This window comes from Microbispora sp. ZYX-F-249, assembly GCF_039649665.1.
Classification (GTDB): Bacteria; Actinomycetota; Actinomycetes; order Streptosporangiales; family Streptosporangiaceae; genus Microbispora; species Microbispora maris.
Genome location: NZ_JBDJAW010000034.1, coordinates 52,223 through 75,486 on the forward strand (window position 1 = coordinate 52,223; position 23,264 = coordinate 75,486).

The 23,264-nt window shown below is 73.0% G+C and carries 11 protein-coding genes; 3 read left to right on the top strand and 8 right to left on the bottom strand.

Going from position 1 to position 23,264, the window contains the following annotated elements:
• On the bottom strand, positions 1 to 1,350 hold the full coding sequence (locus AAH991_RS30720) for a TrkH family potassium uptake protein (protein WP_346229414.1): 1,350 nt from the start codon (positions 1,348 to 1,350) through the stop codon (positions 1 to 3).
• A 251-nt stretch (positions 1,351 to 1,601) separates the two neighbouring features.
• Between AAH991_RS30720 and AAH991_RS30725 the strand changes: the two genes are divergently transcribed.
• Both AAH991_RS30725 and AAH991_RS30730 read left to right on the top strand, forming a co-directional pair.
• Positions 1,602 to 1,943, top strand: a complete 342-nt coding sequence (locus AAH991_RS30725; protein WP_346229415.1) for a PadR family transcriptional regulator — start codon at positions 1,602 to 1,604, stop codon at positions 1,941 to 1,943.
• Positions 1,944 to 2,092: 149 nt separating this feature from the next.
• Entirely contained in the window at positions 2,093 to 3,187 is a 1,095-nt protein-coding gene (locus AAH991_RS30730; RefSeq protein WP_346229416.1) for a hypothetical protein, read from the top strand.
• A 127-nt stretch (positions 3,188 to 3,314) separates the two neighbouring features.
• Here AAH991_RS30730 and AAH991_RS30735 read toward each other — a convergent pair whose 3' ends face one another.
• The 7 genes from AAH991_RS30735 to AAH991_RS30765 all read right to left on the bottom strand — a co-directional run bounded on the left by AAH991_RS30735 (position 3,315) and on the right by AAH991_RS30765 (position 21,797).
• Positions 3,315 to 5,591: an N-acetylmuramoyl-L-alanine amidase gene (locus AAH991_RS30735; protein WP_346229417.1), complete on the bottom strand. Its 2,277-nt coding sequence runs from the start codon at positions 5,589 to 5,591 to the stop codon at positions 3,315 to 3,317.
• A 172-nt stretch (positions 5,592 to 5,763) separates the two neighbouring features.
• Entirely contained in the window at positions 5,764 to 7,080 is a 1,317-nt protein-coding gene (locus AAH991_RS30740; RefSeq protein WP_346229418.1) for a trypsin-like serine protease, read from the bottom strand.
• A 113-nt stretch (positions 7,081 to 7,193) separates the two neighbouring features.
• The gene (locus tag AAH991_RS30745) at positions 7,194 to 12,581 is read right to left on the bottom strand and encodes a non-ribosomal peptide synthetase/MFS transporter (protein WP_346229419.1); all 5,388 of its coding nucleotides are present in this window, start codon (positions 12,579 to 12,581) and stop codon (positions 7,194 to 7,196) included.
• On the bottom strand, positions 12,578 to 17,515 hold the full coding sequence (locus AAH991_RS30750) for a non-ribosomal peptide synthetase (RefSeq protein ID WP_346229420.1): 4,938 nt from the start codon (positions 17,513 to 17,515) through the stop codon (positions 12,578 to 12,580). Before AAH991_RS30750 ends, AAH991_RS30745 begins: the two co-directional genes overlap by 4 nt.
• 222 nt (positions 17,516 to 17,737) lie before the next feature.
• Positions 17,738 to 19,297 (bottom strand): alpha-L-arabinofuranosidase B, encoded by a 1,560-nt coding sequence (locus AAH991_RS30755; RefSeq protein WP_346229421.1) that lies wholly within the window; start codon positions 19,295 to 19,297, stop codon positions 17,738 to 17,740.
• A gap of 238 nt (positions 19,298 to 19,535) precedes the next feature.
• Positions 19,536 to 20,978, bottom strand: a complete 1,443-nt coding sequence (locus tag AAH991_RS30760; protein ID WP_346229422.1) for a family 43 glycosylhydrolase — start codon at positions 20,976 to 20,978, stop codon at positions 19,536 to 19,538.
• A gap of 297 nt (positions 20,979 to 21,275) precedes the next feature.
• The gene (locus AAH991_RS30765) at positions 21,276 to 21,797 is read right to left on the bottom strand and encodes a P-loop NTPase family protein (RefSeq protein WP_346229423.1); all 522 of its coding nucleotides are present in this window, start codon (positions 21,795 to 21,797) and stop codon (positions 21,276 to 21,278) included.
• A gap of 368 nt (positions 21,798 to 22,165) precedes the next feature.
• On the opposite strand from AAH991_RS30765, the gene xynA reads away from it, so the two are divergent.
• A complete protein-coding gene (xynA, locus tag AAH991_RS30770) occupies positions 22,166 to 23,179 on the top strand; it encodes an endo-1,4-beta-xylanase XynA (protein ID WP_346229424.1) in 1,014 nt (337 codons plus the stop codon).
• The last annotated feature ends 85 nt before the right edge of the window (positions 23,180 to 23,264 follow it).

A 23,264-nucleotide genomic window follows, 5' to 3' on the forward strand; every position in this document is an offset into this window, starting at 1 on the left:
TCAGCCAACGATGACGTCCTCCTCGGGTAGTTCATAGCGACGGCCGCGCTCCTTGAGCGCCAGCGCGGAGCCCAGTGTGAGCGGGCCGATCCGGCCGACGAACATCAGCAGGGTGAGCAGCACCTGGGCGGGGGGAGAGGCTTCGGGGGCGACGCTGACGGACAGTCCGGTCGTGCTGAAGGCGGAGACGACCTCGAACAGCACCCGGTCGAGGGAGTGCGGGGTCAGCACCAGCAGGACGTAGGTGAAGAGCGCGACCAGGCTCACGCTCAGCACGGTGAGCGAGACCGCCTGCCGCTGCGCGGCCTCGGTGAGGCGGCGGTGGCCGATGTTCACCCGGCTCTCGCCGCGCAGCTCCGCCCAGACGATGAACGCGAGCAGGCCCATGGTGGTGACCTTGATGCCGCCGGCGGTGCCCGCGCTGCCGCCGCCGACGAACATCAGCAGCTCGGTGACCAGCCAGCTGGAGGGGTGCATCTGTGCGATGTCGATGGTGTTGAACCCGGCGCTGCGCGGCATGACGGCGGTGAAGAAGGAGGCGAGCAGCTTGCCGTTGCCGTCCATGGGACCGAGCGTGCGGGGGTTGGTCCACTCCGTGACGAGGAAGATCAGCGTGCCCCCGGCCAGCAGGACGGTGGTGACCGCGAGCGTGATGCGGGTGAGCAGCGACCAGCGTCCGGGGCGGCGCCAGGACCGGCGCAGCTCGAACACCACCGGGTAGCCGAGCCCGCCGACGATCACCGCCGTCGCGACGGTCAGGCAGATCCACGGATCGGCGGAGAATCTGACCAGGCTGTCGGGCCACAGCGCGAATCCGGCGTTGTTGAACGACGAGACCGCGTGGAACACGCCCAGGTAGAGGCCGCGCCCGACGGGCTCGCCGTATCCGAGCACGAACCTGAGCGTGAGGACGGTCCCCACCACGGCCTCGCAGGACAGGTTGAACACGACGACCTTGCCCACCACGCGCCGCAGGTCGCCGGCGTTGAGCACCTTGGCCTCGGCCTGCGCGGACAGCCGGGCGCGCAGGCCCAGCCTGCGGGAGACGAGCAGGGTGAAGACGGTCGCGAGGGTCATGATGCCGAGCCCGCCGACCTGGATCAGGACGGCGATGACCATCTCGCCCAACGCCGACCAGTGCGTGGCCGTGTCGACGACCGTCAGCCCGTTCACGCACACCGCCGAGGTCGCGGTGAACAGGGCGGTGACCAAGCCCGCGGGCTCGCCCGAGGCCGTGGCCATCGGGCTGGACAGCAGGGTGGTCCCCAGGAGGATCGCCAGCCCGAACACCGTCGTGATGACCTGCGCCGGATGATGGAAACGCCCCAGCACGGCCCAGAACAGTCTCATAACCGTCGCTCCGCGCTCTCGCGGCCGTCCCCGCGCTCCCGGACGCGTGTGCCGCCGGCACGGTGCCGGACCGCTGTCCTGAGAATCACCGGAAACCTCCGTACGGGCGATGCGACGACGTCGCCGACCCGACTTCCCGGCACACCGCGGCCTACCGTAACAGCACATTACGGGTCAGGCACATCAGGGTTCGCGGCCCCGGCTACGTTCGGCGCGCGCGAATATCATGTCTCCCGATATATAGTGGCAACGTGACAGCAGCACGGACGATGACGGAGCCCGCCTTTCTCGTTCTCACCGCACTGGTCGACGAGCCGCGGCATGGCTACGGCATCGCGCAGGAGGTCGAGCGGCTCTCCGGGGGACGCGTCCAGCTCAAGATCGGCACCCTGTACGGCGTGCTGGACCGGCTCGCGGCCGACGCGTTGGTGGAGGCGGACCGCGAGGAGGTGCGGCAGGGACGGCTGCGCCGCTACTACCGCCTCACCGACGAGGGGGCGCGGGCGCTGGAGGAGGAAGCCGTACGGCTGGCCGACAACGCGCGCCGCGCCGTCGAGCGGCTGCGGCTCAGGCAGGCGGGAGGTCCGGCATGAGCGAGCGGATCAGTGGGCACGGCGCGCCGCGATCAGGCGACCCCGGGCCGCTGGGCGAGGGGGGTGGCATGAGTGAGCGGAGCGAGCGAGTCAGTGAGCACAGTGCGTTTCGCGAATGCGACCCCGAGCCGCGAGGCGAAGGGGGTGGCATGAGCGTTCTGGAGGAGCGTTACCGGCGGTGGCTGCGGCTGCTGCCCGCGTCCTACCGGGCCGAGCGCGAGGAGGAGATGGTCTGGGCCTTCCTCGAGGGCGCCCAGTCCGGGCGGGCGGGATACGACGACCAGCGCCCGCGCTTCATGGAGATCGCCAGTGTGGCCGCGCTCGCGCTGCGGGTTCGGCTCGGCGGCCCGGGGTCCCCGCCTCGGTTCCACCTGTGGGGTGAGGCGGTCCGCCGGGCGGCCCTGTTCGGTCTCGTCTACTGGACGATGATCGGCTGCGTCTACGCCGGGCAGGCCGTGCTGACCTACGGCTTCCCTCCGGATTCGCTCCCCGGCTCCGTCATGGGGATCGGCGACGCCGGGTCGCCCGAGCGCGTGCGGCTGGTGCTGGCCGAGCTGGCGCCGCTGCTGTGGGCGGTGGCCCTCGGCGCGCTGGTCCGCGGCCGCCCCGGCATCGCCAAAGCGGCGGCCACGGCGGCCCTGGTGCTGCCGTACGCGCTGGTGCCGCCGCTGTTCCTCAACGGGGAGAGCGTGCTGCGCTGGGCCTGCTCGGTCCTCCCGGCCGTGGTCACGGTGCTGGCCCTGGTGATCGGGTTCCACCGTGACGCGCCGCCGGCCCGGCTGCCCGCGCGGCGGGCCCTGCCCGTGCTCGCGATCCCGGTCGCCGCGGGCCTCCTGCTCGCCCTGGCCGTCGGCGTGCTCGGGGCGGCGACGAGGGCCGGGGCGGCCCCGGTGCCGATCCTCGTGCAGGCCTGGATGTGGATCGACACTCCCGGCCTCGCCTCCCTGGCGCTGCTGGCGCTGACGGTGTGGTGCACGGCCATGGGCAGGGCGCTGACGTGGCCCGGGCCGGCCGCGCTGGCGGGCGCGATCCTGGCCGTGCCCGCCGTGCTCGCCCGCGCGGGCACCCTGTCTCCGGGCGGGACCGACCCCGGCCTCGGCATGACCGGCCTCGCCGGTGGCGTGCAGCTGGCCGTGCTCCTGGCCAGCGGGATCGCCCTCGCCGTCGCCGGCGTACGCGCGCTGCGGGCGACGGACGACGACACGGCGGTGTACGCGCGGCCACCGGCCGGGCAACCGCGGTGACGATCGGCGGCCCTGGCGTCCGGTGGCGGGCCTCCGGTCGCCAGGGCCGCCGGACGGGGCGCGGCTCCACCTCGGGCGATGACCGGCGACGCACGGGGCGCGGACGCCTCTGTCCGCGCCCCGCCCGCTAACGGCGCGACCAGTCGACCTGCCGGGGCTCGGAGCGCCACGGGGACGCCGTGGGGTGCGCGGGGTGTCTTGGCCGCGCGGGCCTGGCGGGCTGCACGGGTGAGGTGGCCGCCGACGTGGCGACGCCGGGCTCGTAGCCGCGGGCCGACGCCGTCACCCGTACGGACAGCCGGGCGCCGCGGTCGCGGCCCTTGACGTGGTAGGTCCGCCCGGTCGCGCCCCTGATCTCGGCGCCGTCGCGCAGCCACTGGTAGCGGACCCGCTTCGGCGACGGCGTCCATGCGCCCGGGGACGCGGTCAGCGTGCGGCCGGCCTTCGCCACGCCGCGCACGACCGGGGGAGTGGTGTTGACCACCGCGACCGGCCGCGCGTCGTGCAGGTCCACCTCGGCCGCGCGGACGAACACCTGCCGATGGGCGTACCAGAGCTGGTAGTAGCGGTCCTGTCCCCTGAGGTCGGTGCGGTCGCCGGGCGCCGACCCGTCGAACGTGGTCGCCCGGTAGTAGTCGGTGACCACGTCGTCGTCGCTCACGGCGTACGCCTGCCCGGCCGGGACGGTGTACTCCAGTGGCGAGATCGCCTGCACGGGGATGCCGGTGCCGTCGTACGCCGGCGCTTCGGGGTAGGCCCGGCCGTACACGGCGGCGGGGGTGCTCGCCCCCGCCTTCACGGTGACCGTCTTGGCCGAGGCCGGGATCACGACGGGCCGGTCGGCGGGGTTGCGCAGCCAGACCAGCGCCCCCGCCCACCACACGCCCAGCCAGTCGCCCTGCACCTGCGCGACGACGAGCTTGTGGCCGGAGACGACGCGGGCGCTGATGTCGCTGACGTACGTCGTGCCCGCCTCGCCGGTGGGCTTCCAGCCGGGGTCGGCGGCGAGCGGCGCGGTCTCGGACGGCGACTGGCGGAGCGGGAGGAAGTTGGTGCCGGCCCCGGCGACGCACTCCGGCGAGGGCGGCGACGCGGCGGCGCAGCCGGTCAGCGGCTGCGGGTTGTCGTGGTAGCCGGTCCGCACCTCGACCACGTCGCCCGGCGCGACCCGGGTCGTGGCCGCCCGGCCGCCGCCGATCGGCGCGCCGAGCAGCTCGAAGTAGTGGTCCCAGTCCCAGTACGGCCCCGGGTCCCAGTGCATGCTCTTGGTGGCGCCGAGGATCGTCCCCGGCACCTGGTCGTGGCCGATGACGTGGGCCCGGTCGAGCGGGATGCCGTATTTGCCGGCCAGGTGCTTCACCAGCGCGGCCGAGGTCTGGTACATCGACTCGGTGTACCACCCCGCCCCGCCCGCGAAGCCCTCGTGCTCGATGCCGATGGCGTGCATGTTCACGTACCAGTTGCCGGCGTGCCAGCCCACGTCCTTGGCGTCGAGGTGCTGGGCGACGTGGCCGTCGGCGGAGCGGATGGTGTAGTTCCAGGCGAGGTACGTCGGGTCCTGGACGAGCCGCACCGAGGGGTCGTAGTAGCCCTCGGTGTCGTGGATGACGATGTAGTCGAGCTTCGGCCCGCCCGGCCCGGTCCGGTCGGCGACGTCGTGGTTGCCGTAGCGCGTCGTGTTGTCCGGGTCGGCCGGGACGTGCTTGGCGTACGGCGCGGGGATCAGCTCGCAGTCGAGACCGGAGGGGCAGTCCGTGCCCGGCGCGGCCGCCTTGGCCTGCGGCGGGAGGGCGACCGACTCGTCGGCGGGGAGCGTCACCGTCTGGCCGTCCGCGGTGACCCGGCTCTCGCCGGCGCGCAGGGTCTGGTAGACCTGCCGGACGAACTCGTGCTTGGCGCCGAACCGGGTGACCGCGTCCCGCCAGGAACCCAGGTCGTCGCCGCCGTCGTGGTAGGAGGCCAGCAGGGCCGCGCCGCCGCAGATGTTGGCGTTCGGCTGCGCGCGCAGCGTGTCGGCGGGTAGCCCGGTCAGCTCGGCCGCCGCCGCGATCTGGCTCCGCGTCCCGGCCGCCCGGCCCTTGCCGGCCCCGTCTCCCGTCATCGGCGTGTCGTCGCTCAGGTCGAACACGCCGTAGCCGCCGTCGGAGCTCGGCCTGCCCTGATGGTCGTCCCAGCGGGACAGCATGTACGCCACGGCCTTCAGCAGTGCTTCCGGCGCGCCCGTCGCCCGCGCCGCCTCGCCGAACGCCGCCTCCCGCGTCGGCGCCGACAGCGTCGCGGCGCAGGACACGCGAGGCGCGGCGCCGTCCGCGGCCTGCACCGCCGGTACGGCCGGCAGCAGCATCGCCGCGGCGGCGCCCATGACGGCGCCCGTGATGGCGGTGGTGCGCAGTGCGAGTCTCACGTTGTGCGACCCCTTCTCGGATGCCTGTGGGGGACCAGACCGGGGCAATCACACCGCCGGGCGGAGCCGGGCGCCAGTGAATCGGGCGAATCTCATCGAGATCGTTAACTGAAACCCGACAAAACCGGTCAAGCGGACATCGGCCCCGCAGACCATCCGAGCTTCGGTCGGCTTAGAGGGGGTCCTTGGCGAAACCGAGGTAGGGCTCGAGCCCGGGGAAGTCCCGGGTGGCCGTGCCGAAATCCTGGAAAATGGTCCATTGGCTCTTGCTGCCGAAGATGGATGTCGACGTGACGGTGCCCGTGTTCGACCCCATCGCCCGCACCATGCTGGAGCCGCCGGTCAACTCGAAGACGGGCCCACCGCTGTCGCCGCCGGCCGTGCTGCCGAGCGCCGGCGATTTGGCGGAGATCATGTCGTCGTAGCACTCCTTGGTCCCGTAGATCTCCGTGCCGCAGATCTCGGTGTACTTGCCGTCCACCACGTGACCGCACGTCGCTCCGCTGGTCGCGCCGGAGACGCACAACGACTGCCCCTTGTAGGTCCACCCCCATCCGGCCACCGGCTTGACGAAGTCGTTCACGCCGGGCTTTCCGTCCCAGATCCAGCCCGTGGCGTCGTTCACCGAGACGACGCCCGTCACCCTGATGAGCAGCAGGTCGTGTCCCACGTGCTCGGCCTCGGCGGTGCCGATGGTCTGGCCCGCGCCGTCGGTGAACCGGTCGCCCGGCGCGCCGCAGTGGCCGGCGGTCAGCAGATAGCGGACCAGGTTGATGTGCACGGGGAAGGCGGCGGTGCAGTGGTAGTAGAGGCCGGCGTTCCCCCCACAGCCGCCGCTGGCGGCGAAGGTGTCGTTGCGGATCGCCGCCCCGCCGTACCAGGGGGCGTCGTCGTCACAGCGAGTCTTGTTGAGCGTCATGGGCTCCTGCGCGACCATCTCGACCGGAACCCCCACCTTCGGCAGCTCCTGCCGGGCGAGGGCGGCGTCCTGCTCCCTGACCGCCGCGGTGAGCCCACTGCCGTCGAGGGCCATCTTGACGGCGTGCACGCGGCCGCCGCGGTCGGCGCCGGAGGCGGCCCAGAGCCGGTCCGCGGCCTCCGACAGCTCGCTCTGCGAGTGCTCGGCCGGGCGCACCTCCACCGTGACGGCCTTCCCGGCCTGGCGGATCGCGGCCCGGACCCGCCCGGGCACCTTGTCCTTCCACCAGACGACCACCCGGTCGCCGGCCAGCTCGATTCCCGCGTACCCGGCGGACGGGCCGCTCTCCACCGCCTTCCTGATCTCGTCGGCCGCCGCGACCAGGGGGGCCTGCCGCCGGAAAACGTCCTGTTGCTCGGGCGTCAGGTACGCCGGCGCCCGGTCTCCCGGCGTCGGCGTCGGCGCCGTCCGCCCCGCCGGTACGGCGGGTGCCGCGACGGCGGGCACGGCGGCGGCGGTCACGGCCGCCGCCGCCAGAACGGTGCCCGTGACCTTCGATATCAACGACATGCTGTTCGTCCCCTCGGATGCTGGAGCCCTCGGTTTCCACCGACTTCCAACGGCCGAAGGTAGGCAGGCGGACTTGTGATCGACTTGTCACTGAACAGGACCGGATGCCGCCGTCACGCCGCCAGCGTGCGCCCGGTGCCTTCCAGCAGCGTGGCGTCCGCCTCGGCCTGGACGGCGTCGAGGTCGTCGGCGATCTCGGCGCCCGCGACCGCGTCGGGCAGCGCGTCCTCCATGAGCCGCAGCGGCCGGAACCACAGCCCCAGCGCGCCCCAGAGCACCAGCAGCGCACCGCAGACGGCCAGCAGCAGGGCGACGCCGCGCCCCGGCCCCACTCCGACGACGTCGCCGACGACCGTGTCCGCGAGCGCGCCGCCGGGAGCGAGCAGCGGGCCGAAGACGTCGTCGGCCAGCACCGGCGCCGTGAGGAACGCCAGCGGCGTCATGGACACGGCGAGCATCTGGTTGGTGGCCAGCACCCGTCCCTGCAGCTCCAGCCCGACCTTGAGCTGGATGATGGCGAGCCAGTGCGCGTTGAGCACGCTGAGGAACGCCCACGCCATCAGACCGCCGAAGGCGGCCAGCGGGAGCGAGGGCCGCAGGCCGACGAGCAGCACCCCGGCCCCGAACCCGATCACGAAACCGACCATGCCGACCGCGCGCCGCTCGGTGCCGCCCCAGAACACCATGGCCAGGGAGCCGAGCACCGCGCCCAGGCCCTGCATGGCGGTCACCGCGCCCACGCCCGCGACGTCGCCGAACGACAGCACCGCGGGCACGGTCACCGCCTGGGCGAGCATGCCGAGGTAGTTCTCCACGACGAAGAACCCGATCATGATCATGAGCGGGCGCCGCCGTACGAGGAAGCGCCACCCGCCGGCGATGGCCTGCCAGAACGACTCCTCCAGCCTGCGGAACAGCCTGTCGGGGAAACGCACCAGCAGCAGCGTGCCGAGCCCGGCGAGGAACGTGACGACGTCCACCGCCACCACGCCGTGCAGCCCGACGGTCGCGACGAGAGCGGCGCCGCCCAGCGGGCCGGCGAGCATGCCGAGGCCGGTGCCGAGGTTGGCCAGCGCGTTGGCCTGCATGAGGTACGGCTTGGGCACGAGCTGCGCGACGGCCGCCAGGTAGGCGGGCCGGTGGAAGGCCGTCACCAGGGACAGCACCCCCGCGATGGCCCCGACCTGCCAGACCTCCAGCCGTCCGAGCCAGAGCAGGATCACCAGGGCGGCGGTGGCCACGGCGGAGACGCCGTCGCAGACGAGCATGACCAGCCGCCGGTCCACCCGGTCGGCGACCGCGCCGCCCAGCGGCGCCGCGAGCAGCGACGGCAGCAGGGCGAGCATGGTGACGAGGGCGTAGTCGAGCACCCGGCCGTTCTCCTGGTAGGCCCACACGCCCAGGGCGAAGGAGGTCAGCGCGGCGCCGAGCAGCGACACGGTCTGCCCGGCCGCGACCGTGTAGAAGCGGCGCAGGTCCCGCCGGGCGCTCTGCCCGGCCACCTCGGCCCGCCCCACCGGCTCGGGCAGGTCGCCGCCGGCCCAGCGGCCGAGCCGCTCGTCGATCAGCCGCGCCAGCGTCTCGGCCTGGTGCTTCAGGAAGTAGTGCCCGGCGCGGGGGATCGTGGCGAGCTCGACCCGTTCGGCGAACGCCCCCCACTCGCGGTAGCGCTCCCGGTAGAGCTCGGTCGACCGGTCACGCTCGCCGATCACGCACAGCAGCGGCGCCGCGAGCCGGCGCTCCTCATGCCCGGGGGAGTCCTCCGGGGAGTCCTCCGGGGAGTCCTCCGGGGAGTCCTCGGGAAGGTCGAGGTGGCGGCTGAACCACGCCTGCGCCTCCTCGACGTCGTGCCGCAGGGCGCGCAGCATGATCCCGGTGTCGCCGAAGTCGTCGTCCACGGCGCCCAGCGTGCGCAGGAAGTCGCGCTGGGCGCGGTCGGAGGACCAGCGGTGGGCGGGGAACCTCCGGTTCCACCAGGCCGACAGCCGTCCGGGCAGCCGCGCGTCGGGGAAACTGCCGCCGACGACGACACCGGCGAGCGGCGTCCCCGCGGCCTCCAGCCGCAGCGCCAGCTCCATCGTCGCGGCCGACCCGACGCAGTGCCCGTACAGGGCGATCGGGCCGCGCACCCCGGCCAGTTCGGCCGTGAGGCGGCCGGCCAGCTCCGCTATCGGCAGCGGGTCCTCCTCGGGCCGCGCCGAGTCGTGCCCGGGCAGCTCGACGGCGACCACCGCGGTCCCGGGCGAGAGACGGGCCAGCTCGGCGGCGAGCGGCCGGAAGGCGGCGGCGGAACCACCCCCGTACGGCACGCAGACGAGGGTGCGGCTCGCCGTACGCGGACCCGCCAGATGGTGCAGCAGACCGGTGGGGGCCTGCGCGCCGCCGTCGAGGTGCGCGGCCAGCTCGCGCACCGTGGGCCGGGTGAACAGGTCGATCACCCGCAGCGTGGGGTCGATCTCCCGGACCGCCCGCACCGCGCGGAAGGAGTCGCCGCCGAGCGCGAAGAAGTCGTCGTCGACGCCGAAGTCCGTCACGCCCAGGACGTCGGCCCACACGGCGGCGATCCGCAGCTCGGCCGGGGTGGCCGGCGCCACCCGGCCGGTGGCGGGCGCCGCGTCGGGGACCGGCAGGCGGGCCCGGTCGATCTTGCCGAGCGGGGTGAGCGGCAGCTCGTCGAGGACGGCGATCGCGGACGGGACCATGTAGTCGGGCAGCCGCTCACGCAGTCCCGCCCTGACCGCCGCGAGGTCCACGGTGGCGGGCGCGACCCAGGCGGCCAGCCGCCGGGAGCGTCCCTCGCCGACCGGCAGCACCGCGGCCTCCCGGACGCCGGGCTGCTCCTGCAGGGCGGCCTTCACCTCGCCCAGCTCCACCCGGAAACCCCTGATCTTGACCTGGTCGTCGACCCGGCCGAGGAACTCCACGAGCCCCTGGGCGTTGAGCCGGACCCGGTCGCCGGTGCGGTAGCAGCGCCGGGTCCCGGTCACCGGGTCGGGGACGAACCGCTGCGCCGTGAGGTCGGGCCGGTTCAGATAGCCGCGGGCGACGCTCGGGCCCGCCACCCACAGCTCGCCCGGCACCCCGGCGGGCAGCGGGCGGCCCGCGGCGTCCACGATGTAGCAGTCCACTCCGGGCAGCGGGCGGCCGAGCGGCACCGATCCCGCCCCCGTGGGCGTGGCGGGCGCCCGGCCGCCGAGGACCGAGACCGTCGTCTCCGTCGGCCCGCAGTGGATCTGCAGCTCCAGGTCGGGACGGGCCGCGCGGATGCGCTCGGCCAGTTCCCACGAGGTGGCCTCCCCGGCGAGGATCAGCACCCGGCGCGGCAGCATCCGGGCCAGGTCGCCGTGGGCGGCCAGCAGCTCCAGATGGCTGGGCACCATCTTGATCACGTCGACGGGGTGAGTGGCGAGATAGGCGGCGTACGCCTCGGGGTCGGTGGCGGTGTCCTGGTCCACGAGGTGGACCGCGGCGCCCCGGAACAGCGCGCCGTACAGGCAGGTCAGCCCCAGGTCGGCGGCGGTGGTGGAGACCACCCCGTACGACGCGTACGCGTCGGGCACCAGCTCGGCCAGGCCGTGCAGGTAGTGCAGGGCCGACCGGTGCTCGATCGCGGCGCCCTTGGGCCGCCCGGTGGAGCCGGACGTGAAGATCACATGGACCAGCCGGTCCGGGGCGACCTCGACGTCCGGCGGATCCTCGGGTCCGGCGGCCAGCAGTTCGGGCAGGACCAGCGTGCCGGGAAGCCGGCCCGCGTGCTCGGGATCGGCGAGCACGACCCGCGCGCCGGCCGTCTCCAGCATGTGGCCGAGACGGTCGTCGGGATAGAGAGGATCCATCGGCAGGTAGGCCCCGCCCGCGCGCAGCACGCCGAGGAGCGCGGGGACCAACCCGCGGTGCCGGCCGGCGAGGACGCCGACCGGCTCGTCCGGCCGCACCCCAGCCGTGACCAGGTGGTGGGCGATGCGGTTGGCCAGCCGGTCCACCTCGCCGTACGTGAGCGAGCCGGAGGCGTCGGTCACCGCCGTCGCCCCGGGCGTGCGCCGCGCGTGGTCGCCGACGAACGCGTGCAGCGGCCGGGTCAGGTCCATCGGCATCCGCGTGCCGGAGACGACGGGCCCGGTCACCGGCTCCAGCGGCACGGCCGCCGCGGGCGCGTCGAGGTCGGCGAGCATGCCCTCCAGCAGGGTGAGGTACCAGCCGGTGACGCGCCGGGCGGTCGTCTCGTCGAACAGGTCGACGCGGTAGGCGAGCTCGCCCTCGTACGTCTCGCCCATGTTGTCCAGGGCGAGGTTGAGGTCGTACTTGGTGGTGCGCAGGGGGAACTGCACCTGCTCGGCGGACAGGCCGGGGAAGTCCGGCGTCCGGGAGCCGTCCTCCAACACGTTGAGCAGCACCTGGAAGATCGGCGTGCTGGCGAGGTTGCGCTCGGGGTGCAGGTGCTCCACGATGCGGTCGAACGGAACGTCACGGTGGGTGAGCGCGTCGAGCACGGCGGCCTTCGTCCGGGCCAGGAGTTCGCGGCCGGTCGGCTCGCCGGCCCTGTCCCCCCGCAGCACGAGCGTGTTGACGAAGCAGCCGAGCATGTCCGCGGTGCCGGGGTGGAGCCGTCCCGCCTCGGGCACGCCCACCGGCACGTCGTCGGTGCCGCAGACCCGGCCGAGCAGCTCCTGCCAGGCGGCCAGCAACACCATGAACGGCGTGCAGCCGGTCTCGGCGGCGGCCTCGCGAACCCGGGCGGTCAGCGCCGGCGCGAGCCGCACCGGGACGGTGGCGCCCGTCCAGTCGGCGACCGAGGGCCGCGGCCGGTCCACCGGCAGGTCCAGGACAGGTTCGAGCCCGGCCAGGCGACCGGTCCACCAGGACAGGTCGCCCTCCGGCTGCCCGGCGAGCCAGGCCGCGTAGTCGGCGTACTGCACCCGCGGCGGCTCGGGCGGGCCGGCGAGCCCGAGCCGTGCCGCGTACAGGGCGGCGAGCTCGGCCAGCGCGAGGTTCCGCGACCAGGCGTCGAAGGCGATGTGGTGCACGGTCAGCGCCAGCACGTGCTCCCCGGTCGCGGTGAGCCGCAGCAGCAGGGCGCGGGCGGGTGGCTGCGCGTCCAGCGCGAACGGACGGGCGAGCTCCTCCTGCAGCCGCGCACTCAGCAGGGCGTCGTCGTCGAGGTCCTCGACCATGATCGGGACCCGTCCGGCGTCGACGGGGACCGCGCCGTCGTCGGTGAACAGGCTGCGCAGCACCTCGTGCCGGTCGGCCAGATCCCGCACGGCGCCCAGCAGCGCCGCGACGTCCAGCGGCCCGCGCAGCCGGACGACGGTCGGCACGTTGTAGGCGGCCACGTCGTCGAGCTGCGCGAGGAACCACAGCCGGGCCTGCGCGGGCGACAGGGGAGCGGGGCCGCCGTCCGCGTCCCTGACGGGGATCGCCGGGACGGCCCGGGCATGGGCGCGGCGGGCCACCGCGAGCCGGCCGGCGAGAGCGCTCCTGCGCTCGTCGCTGATGGTCACGGCGTCTCCTCCAGGTCGGCCAGCAGCAGGGCCTCCAGCCCGGCGGCGTAGTCGGCCAGGGTCCGCCGCTCGAACAGCAGGCGCACCGGCACGGTCAGGTCCAGGGCGTCGCTCAGCCGGGCCGCCACCAGGGCGGCGGTGGCGGAGTGGCCGCCGAGGGCGAAGAAGTCGTCGTGCGCGCCCGGCTCCGGGCCCTCCAGCACGGCGCTCCACACCTCCGACACCAGCAGCTCGGCCTCGGTGCCCGGCGGCACCCGCGGCGCCCGGTCGCCGGGCTCCGGCAGGGCCGTTCGGTCCACCTTTCCGGAGGCGGTGAGGGGCAGGGCGTCCAGGAGCACCCAGCGGCGGGGGACCATGTAGTCGGGCAGCCGCGTGCTCAGCCGCCGCTCCAGCTCGCGGGTGTCGGTCCCCGGCGGCGCGGCGAGGTAGCCGACGAGGTGGTCGCCGTCGCGCACGGCGACGGCCGCGTCGGCGACGCTCTCCCGGAGCGCGGACTCGATTTCGCCGAGCTCGATCCGGTGGCCGCGGACCTTCACCTGCCCGTCGCGCCGCCCGAGGAAATCGAGCGTGCCGTCGGGCCGCCAGCGGGCCAGGTCTCCGGTGCGGTAGCGGCGCCCGCCCGGCGGGCCGTCCGGATCGTCGGTGAAGGCGGCCGCGGTCAGCTCCGGCCGGCCGCGATAGCCCGCGGCCACACCGGCGCCGCCGATCCACAGCTCGCCGGCCACCCCGGCGGGCAGCATGCGCCCCGCCCGGTCGAGCACGTACGCCCGCTCCCCGGCCAGCGGCCGGCCGATGGACACCCGGTCGCCGACCGGCGCGGTCACCCGGATGACGGTGGAGTAGATCGTGGTCTCGGTGGGTCCGTAGGCGTTCCACAGATCGACCCCGCGGTCCAGCAGGCCGGCGGCGAGGGCCGGGTCGAGCACCTCGCCGATGCTGACCACCCGCACGTCACCGCCCCGCTCCCGGGGATCGTCGCGCCAGCCGGAGGCGACGAGCATGCGCAGCGTGGTCGGCGTCGCCGTCATCAGCGTGACCCCCGACTCCGCGACGCGCCGCGCCACGGCCCGCCCGTCGAGCGCCTCGTCGCGGCCCAGCAGCTCCAGCCGCAGCCCGCGACACAGGCTCACCCACACGTCGAAGCCGAACACGTCGAACGAGAACGGCGTCAGGCCGAGCATCACGTCGTCCGGCCGGACCCCCGGCGTGACCGTCATCGAGGCGACGAATGCCGCGAGGTTGCCGTGGGTGATCTCCACACCCTTCGGCCTGCCGGTGGAGCCCGAGGTGTACAGGACGTAGGCGAGGTCGCCGGGGTCCACCTCGACGCCGCCCGGCGCCGCCTCCGCCGGGGGCAGGTGAGCCAGGTCGACGACGACGCCGCCCAGATCCCGGGCCACCGCCAGCCCCTCGCCCGCCGCGACGATCACCTTGGCGCCGCAGTCGTCCACCTGGTCGCGCAGCCGCCGGAGCGGATGGCCGGGATCGAGCGGGACGTAGGCGGCGCCGGCGAGCAGCACGCCCAGCAGCGCGGCGGGCAGACGACGGTCGCGCGGCAGGCACACCCCCACGCAGGAGCCGGCGGACTCCGGTCCCAGAGCCGCGGCCACCCGTCGCGCCCACCCGGCCAGTTCGCCGTAGGTGAGCACGCCCTCCCCGTCGGCGACCGCCGGGGCGTGCGGGCGCCGCACCGCCTGCCCGAGCACCGCCTCCACGACCGTCCGCGGCGCGTCCGCGGGCAGCGGCGCACCGGTTCCCGCCGCCAGCAGCGCCGCCCGTTCCTCCGCGCCGATCACCTCGAACGCCGACAGCGGCCGGTCCGGGTGCGCCAGGACGTCGTCCAGCACGCCGGTCAGACGGCCGGTCAGGGTCTCGGCCGCGGCCCGGTCCAGGTGCTCCAGGTCGTACTCGACCTGCAGTTCGGGCCCGGCCGCCGTGGCGTTGACGTAGACGATCAGCGGGACCTGCACGCTGCCCGCGTCCAGCTCGCCGACCAGGTCCACGCCGACGCCCCCGCGATCCAGCGAGAGGGGCACCTCCGGCGGCTGCATCGAGAGCGTGACGGGGGTCGGCACCCAGCCGGGCGGGCGCTCGACGCCCGCCGCCTCGGTCAGCTCCTGCTCGGTCAGCCCCCTGTGGTCCATCGCGCGGGCGGTCGCCGCTCCCGCCTGCCGTACGGCCGCGCGCAGCGACAGCCCGTCGTCCAGGCGCAGCCGCACCGGGAGCACGTCGACGAGCACGCCGACCACGCCCTCCAGCCCCGGGGTGGCGCGGTCGGCCACGGCGGCGCCGAGGACCACGTCCCGCCGGTCGGTCAGCCCCGCCACCAGCATGCCGAGCACGGTCAGGTAGACCGCGAACGGCGTGGCGCCGCAGCCGGCCGCGAGCTCGCCGACCCGCGCGACCGTCGCCGGGTCAAGGCGGCGCACCAGGCGCTCACCGCGCAGGCGGCTCGGCCGGTCGTCCCGGCGGAGCAGCAGCTCGTACGGCGGGACCGCCCCGGCGAGCTCCCGGGCCCAGAAGGCCCGCAGCGCCTCGGTGTCCCGGGTGGTCTCCTGCTCGCGCACCGCGACGTCGCCGATCTGCAGCGGCGGCTCCGGCAGGAGGACCTCGCCGCCGCCCGCGAGGCCGTCGAGGAGCTCCCGCATGACGATCCCCAGCGACGCGCCGTCGAACACGGTGTGGTCGGTGAGCAGCACCAGCTCCGCGCTGTCCGGCCCGGACCACAGCAGGGTGGCCCGCAGCAGCGGCGAGTCGCGGGCCAGGTCGAAGTCGTGCGCGACCGCGGCCCGCCGCAGCTCGTCGGCCTCCCGCGGGCCGGCCGGTCGATGCTCCTCGAGCGGCACCGGCGACGGGGGGACGACCTCGACGGCGACGCCGTCGACGACGACGGAGCGGAGGGCCTCGTGCCGCCGGACGATCGCGTTGAGGGCGGCGCGCAGCGGCTCCGCCGAGGTGAGGCCGCGCAGCCCCAGCCGGAAGGCGATCGCGGTGGCGTGCGGATTCTGGCTCACCTCGCGCAGCAGCAGCTTGCCGCGCTGCCCGGCCGACAGCGGATAGCGGGTCCGGCCGGTGTGGCGGACCAGCGGCGGCACGGTGCTTGCCACGGTGCCTGTCACGGTGCCTGCCGCAGTGCCTGCCGCGGCGGACGGTGCGGCCTCGCGGACGTACTCGGCCAGCTCGGCGACCGTGGGCCGGGCCAGGAAGGTCGTCAGCGCGACGCGGACGCCCAGCGCCTGCTCGATCCGGGCGCAGATCCTCGCGGCGGCCAGGGAGTGCCCGCCCAGGTCGAGGAAGTGGTCGTGGACGCCGGCCCGCTCGATCCCGAGCGTCTCGGCGGTGATGGCGGCGATCCGCCGCTCCACGTCGTCGCGCGGCGCGACGTGACCCCGCGTCGCGCCGCCGTCCCGCTGCCGCTCGGTGTCGATTCGCTGTCGCTCGGTGTCGTCGCGCGGCGCGGAGAAGGAGACCTCGGGCAGCCGGGAGCGGTCCACCTTGCCCGTGGGACCGATCGGGACGGCGTCGAGGAACACGATCCTGGCGGGAACCATGTAGTCGGGCAGCCACTCGCGCAGCCAGGCCCGCAGCCGGCTCTCGTCGAGATCGTCGAGCCCGGGCCCGGCCGGCTCCACGTAGGCGACGAGCCTGCGGGTGCCCTCCCCGTCGGCCGGGGCGAGCACGACGGCCTGGCCGACCAGCGGGTGACGTTCCAGCCTGCCCCGCACCTCGCCGAGCTCCACGCGGAAGCCCGCGACCTTCACCTGGTCGTCGATCCGCCCCTCGTAGTGGTAGACGCCGCCCTCCCGGCGGACCAGGTCGCCGGTGCGGTAGTGGCGCACGCCTTCGGCGTCGGTCACGAACCGCTCCGCGGTCAGCTCGGGCCGGTTCAGGTAACCCCGGCCGACCAGCGGCCCGGCCACCCACAGCTCGCCGAGTTCGCCGTCGCCCAGCGCCTCGCCGCCGGCGCCCCGCACCGACAGCTCCGACCAGGCGTACGGCGTGCCGATCGGCGGCTCGCCGGGCTCGTCCCTGGCGATCTCGTGGGCGCAGCAGTGCACGGTGCACTCGGTCGGGCCGTACAGGTTCACCATGCGCCGCACGCCGGGGTTGGCGAAGACGCGGTCGGCCAGGGCCCGGCTCACCGGCTCACCGCTGGACAGCACCGTGCGCACGTTCGGCGGCAGCGGCTCCCGCAGCAGCGCGGTCAGCGCGGAGGCCGCGGCGCTGATCATCGTGACCTCGTCCCTGGCGGGCAGGGTGTGCAGCGCGAGGGGATTGTCCGCCATGCTCACCGTGCCGCCCAGCAGCAGCGGCAGGTAGAGCTGCGGGACGGACGGGTCGAAGCAGACCGACGTCGAGGCGAGGAATCCGGCCAGTTCCCCGGCGGTGAAGTAACCGGCGTCCCAGCGCAGCAGCGTCATCACGTTGCGGTGCTCGATCGCGACGCCCTTGGGGCGGCCTGTCGATCCGGAGGTGTAGATGACGTAGGCCAGATCGGCCGGGTCGCCGGGCAGGTCCGGATCCGAGCCGGGGCGGTCCCCGGCGTCGCCGAGCAGGACGACTTCGCGCCGCGGCAGGCGCGCGGCGAGCTCGGCGGAGGTGACCGTGTGCGAGACCCCGGCGTCCTCGATCATGAACTCCAGCCGCTCGGGCGGGTAGGCCGGGTCCAGCGGCACATAGGCGGCGCCCGTCTTCCACACGCCCAGCAGCGCCGCGATCAGGTTCTCGTCGCGGTGCAGGCACACGCCGACCGCCGAGCCTCGCCGCACTCCGCGGGAGATCAGCTCGTGGGCGATGCGGTTGGCCTGCGCGTTGAGATCGGCGTAGGTCGTGCGGGTGGTCCCGGAGACGACCGCCGTGTGGTCCGGGGTGCGTCGCGCCTGCCGTTCGAAGGCCTTGTGGGCCTGCTCGAACGACGCGAGGGTGTCGGCCACCTGTGATCCCCTCTTTTGTTACGGAAAGGTGGTGGTATGCCTCGCACATCGTCACAAACGGCGCGTGGAACGAGTTAGACCGAAGATCCTTCTGTTATTTCAGTGATGTCGGAACGAATCTGACACGTGACCATCCGGAACTCTGACCGGATTCGGTGGCAAGCGAGGAAGACGGGAAGCCGCCCCCGGCGGACCGGGGACGGCTTCGGTGATCGCCGGAATCTACCCCCAGGGCTGGGAGACGACCCAGCTCACGTCGGCGTTCCACGCGGTGGCGTTGTCGAAGGTGTTCGAGCCGCCGTTGCTCGCGATGTAGACGACGTTGTTGTAGTGGCGCAGGAACCGCGTCGGGAAGTTGTAGGACGCGAACGACGTGCCCTGGCCGCTTTTACCGGCCTGCGGGCAGAAGGTGGCGTCCGCCGCGAACAGCGCGCTGCCGTCGTCGCGCTGCCGGTAGAGCTGGTAGTTCTGGTGGCGCAGGTAGTCGCCGGGGTAGTTCCTCGACTCGAACGACACGCACGACCCGCTCGCCAGGCCGCTGCGCACGATCCAGGTGGCGTCGCTCTTGTCGAGGGACGAACTGGACGAGGTGATCACCGAGGTGAGGACCTGGTCGTTCTGGTGCCGGATGTAGCGGTCGGTGTAGCCGGAGGTCGTCGCGCGCAGCGAGATCGCCGAACCGGGAGTGAGCGTGCCGTTCTGGGGGCCGCCGCTGGAGGTGGAGTATCCGGCGGCCACGATGTTCGCCTGCACGGCGTTCTCGGTGGCGTCGGACGGGTAGCCGGAGGTCATCACGCCCTCGTAGAAGGTGCCGCGGGCGCCGACGCTGTTGTCGCCGCCGATGCCGAGGATGATGGCGCCTTCCTTCTTCATCGGGTTGTAGCCCGCGACGTTGGGCCGCACGCCGTTGTAGAAGGTCGACAGCCCGCCCGACTGGGCGTTGCCGCCGCGGATGGCCCAGTGGTTGGGCTCGCCCTTGACGATCGCCGTGAGGAACCGGTGGCTGATGCTGGGGTCGCCGGCGTTGTACTTCTGGTTGACGCCGGAGAACAGGCCGTTTTCGAGGTCGGCCATGATCCAGGGGCCGTTGCCGGCGCCGTAGCCCCAGACCTTGTTGTTGCCGAAGTAGATGGCCTCCATGGTGCCGTTGCCGTTGTCGCGGCTGTTGGTCTCGGCGTTGCCGTAGTCGAAGCAGCAGCCGCCGTTGTAGTGGGTGCCGTCGAAGATGGCGTACATGCCCTCCGGCTGGTCGCCCTTGGCCACGCCGTTGGTGTTGTTGTTGCGGTAGCCCGTGCCGGGGGCCACGTACACGCCGTAGGCCTTGTGACCGCCGACCGTGATCGGCGCCGCGGTCGCGACCGCCAGGTTGTCGTAACCGCCCGCCGCCGGGCCGGAGAACCCGCCCGGAGGCGCCTGGGTGAGCCGGTTGTTGCGGCCGGACTGGTCGTAGATGACGGAGATCAGGCAGGTCGTGTTCGCGCAGAACGAGTCCTGCGCGGCGGCGTCGGCGACCCCGCCCGCGCTCAGCACGCCGATGTCGCGGGTGGCGTTGTCGGAGGAACGGCGCACCTGGTAGAGCGGGCCGTTGTAGCTGCCGTACAGGGCGCGGGTCGTGCTGTGCGCCGCCACGCACGGCGTGCCGCCCGCGGCGTAGATGTCACACGGGCCCTGCCCGGCGGCCTGCGACGGCGTGGCGACGCCGGCCAGCAGACCGGCGGCGAGCGCGACCGTCGCGCCCGCGGACAACAGTGCCTTCCTCAGGCGTCGTAAATCGGAGATCATGCTGGTCCTCCGTGCCTTTCCGAGTGGTGGTGGTGGAAATCCGGGGGCCGTCTCGGTAGCCGAGCCGGAAGGCGGCGTCCTGCCTGCGCGAGGTGCCCGAACCGAGGGAAGAAGGGGCCGATGCGCGTACCAGGCCCGCGTACCTGCGGTCGGCGGTCCGGGATCACCGGCGCAACGGCACGCCCGACGAGCCGGCGGCCCGGAGCGGGCCGCCGGAGCCGGACTCGCCTGCGGTGGATCAGTAGACGTAGGGCCAGCCCGCGCCGTCCCAGCCGAGCTTGTTGATGCCGAGGCGCGAGGAGCCGTCGTCGGCGTACCAGTGGTAGAAGAGGACGTCTCCGTCGCTGTCGGCGAGCACGGCCTGGTGGCCGGGGCCGTGGATGCTCCCGTGGCCGGCCAGGATCTGGGTGCCGCCTCCGGAGGTCATCGCCGTTCCGTTGCGGTCGACGTACGGGCCGGTGACCGAGGTGGACCGGCCGACCATGATGCGGTAGGTGCTGGAGGCGCCCCGGCAGCACAGGTCGAAGGAGACGAACTGGTAGTAGTAGCCGCCGTGCCGGTAGATGAACGGCGCTTCGATCGCGCCGCCGTTACGGCCCGAGATGCTGAGGATCGTGCTGTTCGACCGCTTGCCGGTCGCGGGGTCGAGCTGGATCATCTTGATTCCCGACCAGAACGAGCCGAAGTCGAGCCACCAGCGGCCCTGATCGTCGACGACCAGGTTGGGGTCGATGGCGTTCCAGTTGTCGGAGGTGTTCGACTCGATCACCAGGCCCTGGTTGGTCCATGACCCGGACGCGCCGGTCGTGCTGGTGGCCAGGAAGATGCCCGAGTGGTTGGAGCCGAAGGTCGAGGCCGCGTAGTACATGTAGTACTTGCCGTTGACGTAGGTGATGTCCGGCGCCCACAGCTCGTTGCTCCCGTTGGTGTACCCGTGCGCCCAGGAGGCTCCGCCGGGGAACGCGGCGCCCGCGTTGCGCCAGGTGGTCCGATCGGTGGAGGTCTTGAGCTGGATGCCGTTGCCGGTGTAGGCGAGCAGGTAGGTCCCGTCCGGCCTCTTGGTCACCTCCGGGTCGTGCGTGGTGACGTCGCCGTTCACCACACCGGGGTTGGGGTAGGAGGGCGGCGGTGTGCTCGTACCCCCACCGATCTTGACGAGCTGCCACTGCTGGTTGGCGCCGCCGAGGTCGGTGTACTGGGAGACGCGGCCGCCGTCGGCGGTGGACCACTCCCACACTTCCAGGGCCTTGCCGCTGTTGCGGTTGATCAGCTTGATGAACCCGCTGTCGGTGTCGGCGACGCGGAACTGCTGGTTGGCGGCGTTCTTGTCGGTGTACTGGATGACGTCGGCGCCGTCGGCGGTGGAGCGGCCGGAGATGTCGACCACCTTGCCGCTGTGGCGGGACTTGAGGCGGTAGTAGCCGCCGCCGGAGTCGACGAACTGCCACTGCTGCCAGGCGCCGTCGTTGCGGGCCCACTGCACCAGCGGCGCGCCGTCGTTGGTGGCCATGTTGTAGACGTCGAGCGCCTTGCCGCTGTTGCGGTTGACCAGCACGTACGACGCGCTCGTGTCGATCGCCGCCGCATGGGCCGGGCTCGGGGCGACGATGCCGAGGCCCAGAGCCAGCAGCAGTGCGACCATCGCGGCCATGGCGGGACGTACGGGCGAAAGGAGGTTCATGGGGGGTGCCTCCTGCGATTGTGAGCGTTAACATCTCTCGCGGTGCGGAAATGCCGGTATCTCACAGCCGGGGTTGGGTGGTGGTGCGCCTCAGTGTTGGCCCTTGACCGGGGTCCGTCAAGACCGATGCCTCCGGGTGCGGGAGTGCGGCGGAAGCGGGCCGCGCGGCGGTGAAACTTACACGGCGGCCCGCCTCGTACGCCGGCGTGCGACTTTCGCCCGGCCCGGGCAGCGGCTTATGCGGGGGCTCGGGTAGAGGCTCGACTGGAGATTGAGAGCCGGGGCTCGGGTGGAGGTTCAGGCGGACGCTTCGACATCGGCGAGCCAGCGGCGGGCGTCGCCGGCGGTGCGCAGGCGGACAACGGTGAGATGCGGGTGCCGGGCGACCCGCTCCAGCGTGGTCGTCCGCTTGCGCGCGTGCTGGGACCACGCCCAGCGGATGGGGTGCCCGGGGTCGAACCAGTCCCGCACACGTTCCCGGTTACCGTTCCACAACTCCTTCCTCGACAAGGCGTAGGCGAGCGAGCGGCGTACGACCCGGTGCATCACCGTGCGGCGCGGAAGGTCGAGCCAGACGACGGTGTCGGCCCGTTCCCACAGCAGGTCGTGCAGGAAGGCGTGGTACTGGTCCTCGGTCACCCAGCGCGGCCGCGACGAGAAGCGCTCGACGTCCGACTCGAACTCCGGCCGCTTCGTCCAGCCCGGCCCGTGGTGCAGGGCGTCGAGTTCCTGGCGGGGGAGCCCGAGGCGGCGCTCCAGTTCCTTGGCCATGGTCGTCTTCCCGGCCCCGGAGATCCCCGCGATCAGCACTCTGTCCATCAGCACATTCCACCAGCGATGTGCTTCGCCGGGGTCGGTCTCGCGGAGATCGGCCGGAAGTGCCGACTGGCCTTGAAACTTTCACCGACAAAGGCTCGGCTCTCCGTGCGTCATCTCGGCCTGCGCCCTTCCGGCAGAGGCATTTGACCTGCAGTGACGGACGCCTCCTTCAGCATAAGGTTTACGCGGCATTACGGGAATGTTGACAACTGGACAAGCGGGGTCCGATACTTTCGCCGATGTTCCGATAGTTTTCGGTTGCGTGCGACGGTGAAGCCCGGATGGCCGCGGCCCCGCCCGTCGACGGCCCCGGTCGCCGCCGCACGCAGCCTGACCCCCCATCAGCCTCACGAGGAGGAAGTGCGCACATGATCGATGCCCCCATGCGCTGGAGAGGCCGCAGACGCGGCCCCACCAGGCTGCTCATCGTTCGCGCCTGCGCCGTCGTGCTGGCCGCGGCCGTGGCGATGCTCCCCGGCGTCGCCAACGCGGCCGTGACCACGAACCAGACGGGCAACAACAACGGGTACTTCTACTCGTTCTGGACCGACAGCCAGGGGACCGTCTCCATGGAGCTGGGGTCCGGCGGCAACTACAGCACCTCGTGGCGCAACACCGGCAACTTCGTCGCCGGCAAGGGCTGGAGCACCGGCGGACGCAGGACCGTGACCTACTCGGGCAGCTTCAACCCGTCCGGCAACGCGTACCTCGCCCTCTACGGGTGGACGAGAAACCCGCTCGTCGAGTACTACATCGTCGAGAACTGGGGCACCTACCGGCCCACGGGCACGTACAAGGGCACTGTCACCTCCGACGGCGGCACCTACGACGTTTACCAGACGACGCGGTACAACGCGCCCTCCATCGACGGCAACAAGACGTTCAACCAGTACTGGAGCGTCCGCCAGCAGAAGAGGACCGGCGGCACCATCACCATCGGCAACCACTTCGACGCGTGGGCCCGTTACGGCATGAGCCTGGGCAGCCACGACTACCAGATCCTCGCGACCGAGGGTTACCAGAGCAGCGGTAGCTCCAACATCACGATCGGCGGCTCCTCCACCGGTGGCGGCGGTGGCGGCGGCGGCGGTGGTGGTGGCGGCGGCGGTGGCGGCGGTGGCTGCACCGCGACGCTGTCCGCCGGCCAGTCGTGGAGCGACCGCTACAACCTCAACGTCTCGGTCAGCGGCTCCAGCAACTGGACCGTGACGATGAACGTCCCGTCCCCGGCGAAGGTCATCGCGACCTGGAACATCAGCGCCAGCTACCCCAGTGCTCAGCAGCTGGTCGCCCGGCCCAACGGCAGCGGCAACAACTTCGGCGTGACCATCCAGCACAACGGCAACTACACCTGGCCGACGGTCTCCTGCAGCGCGGGCTGACCCCCGCCTCCGCAGAACCGCAACACCGCAACACCCACCTCGTGGCGCGGCGGTCCATGACCGCCGCGCCACTGCGCTGCCGTCG

Bases quoted from the DNA above. Each gene is read 5' to 3' on its own strand.
- AAH991_RS30760 (WP_346229422.1), bottom strand. From the start codon at position 20,978: ATGAACCTCCTTTCGCCCGTACGTCCCGCCATGGCCGCGATGGTCGCA.
- AAH991_RS30720 (WP_346229414.1), bottom strand. From the start codon at position 1,350: ATGAGACTGTTCTGGGCCGTGCTGGGGCGTTTCCATCATCCGGCGCAG.
- AAH991_RS30740 (WP_346229418.1), bottom strand. From the start codon at position 7,080: ATGTCGTTGATATCGAAGGTCACGGGCACCGTTCTGGCGGCGGCGGCC.
- AAH991_RS30755 (WP_346229421.1), bottom strand. From the start codon at position 19,297: ATGATCTCCGATTTACGACGCCTGAGGAAGGCACTGTTGTCCGCGGGC.
- xynA (WP_346229424.1), top strand. From the start codon at position 22,166: ATGATCGATGCCCCCATGCGCTGGAGAGGCCGCAGACGCGGCCCCACC.
- AAH991_RS30730 (WP_346229416.1), top strand. From the start codon at position 2,093: ATGAGCGTTCTGGAGGAGCGTTACCGGCGGTGGCTGCGGCTGCTGCCC.
- AAH991_RS30765 (WP_346229423.1), bottom strand. From the start codon at position 21,797: ATGGACAGAGTGCTGATCGCGGGGATCTCCGGGGCCGGGAAGACGACC.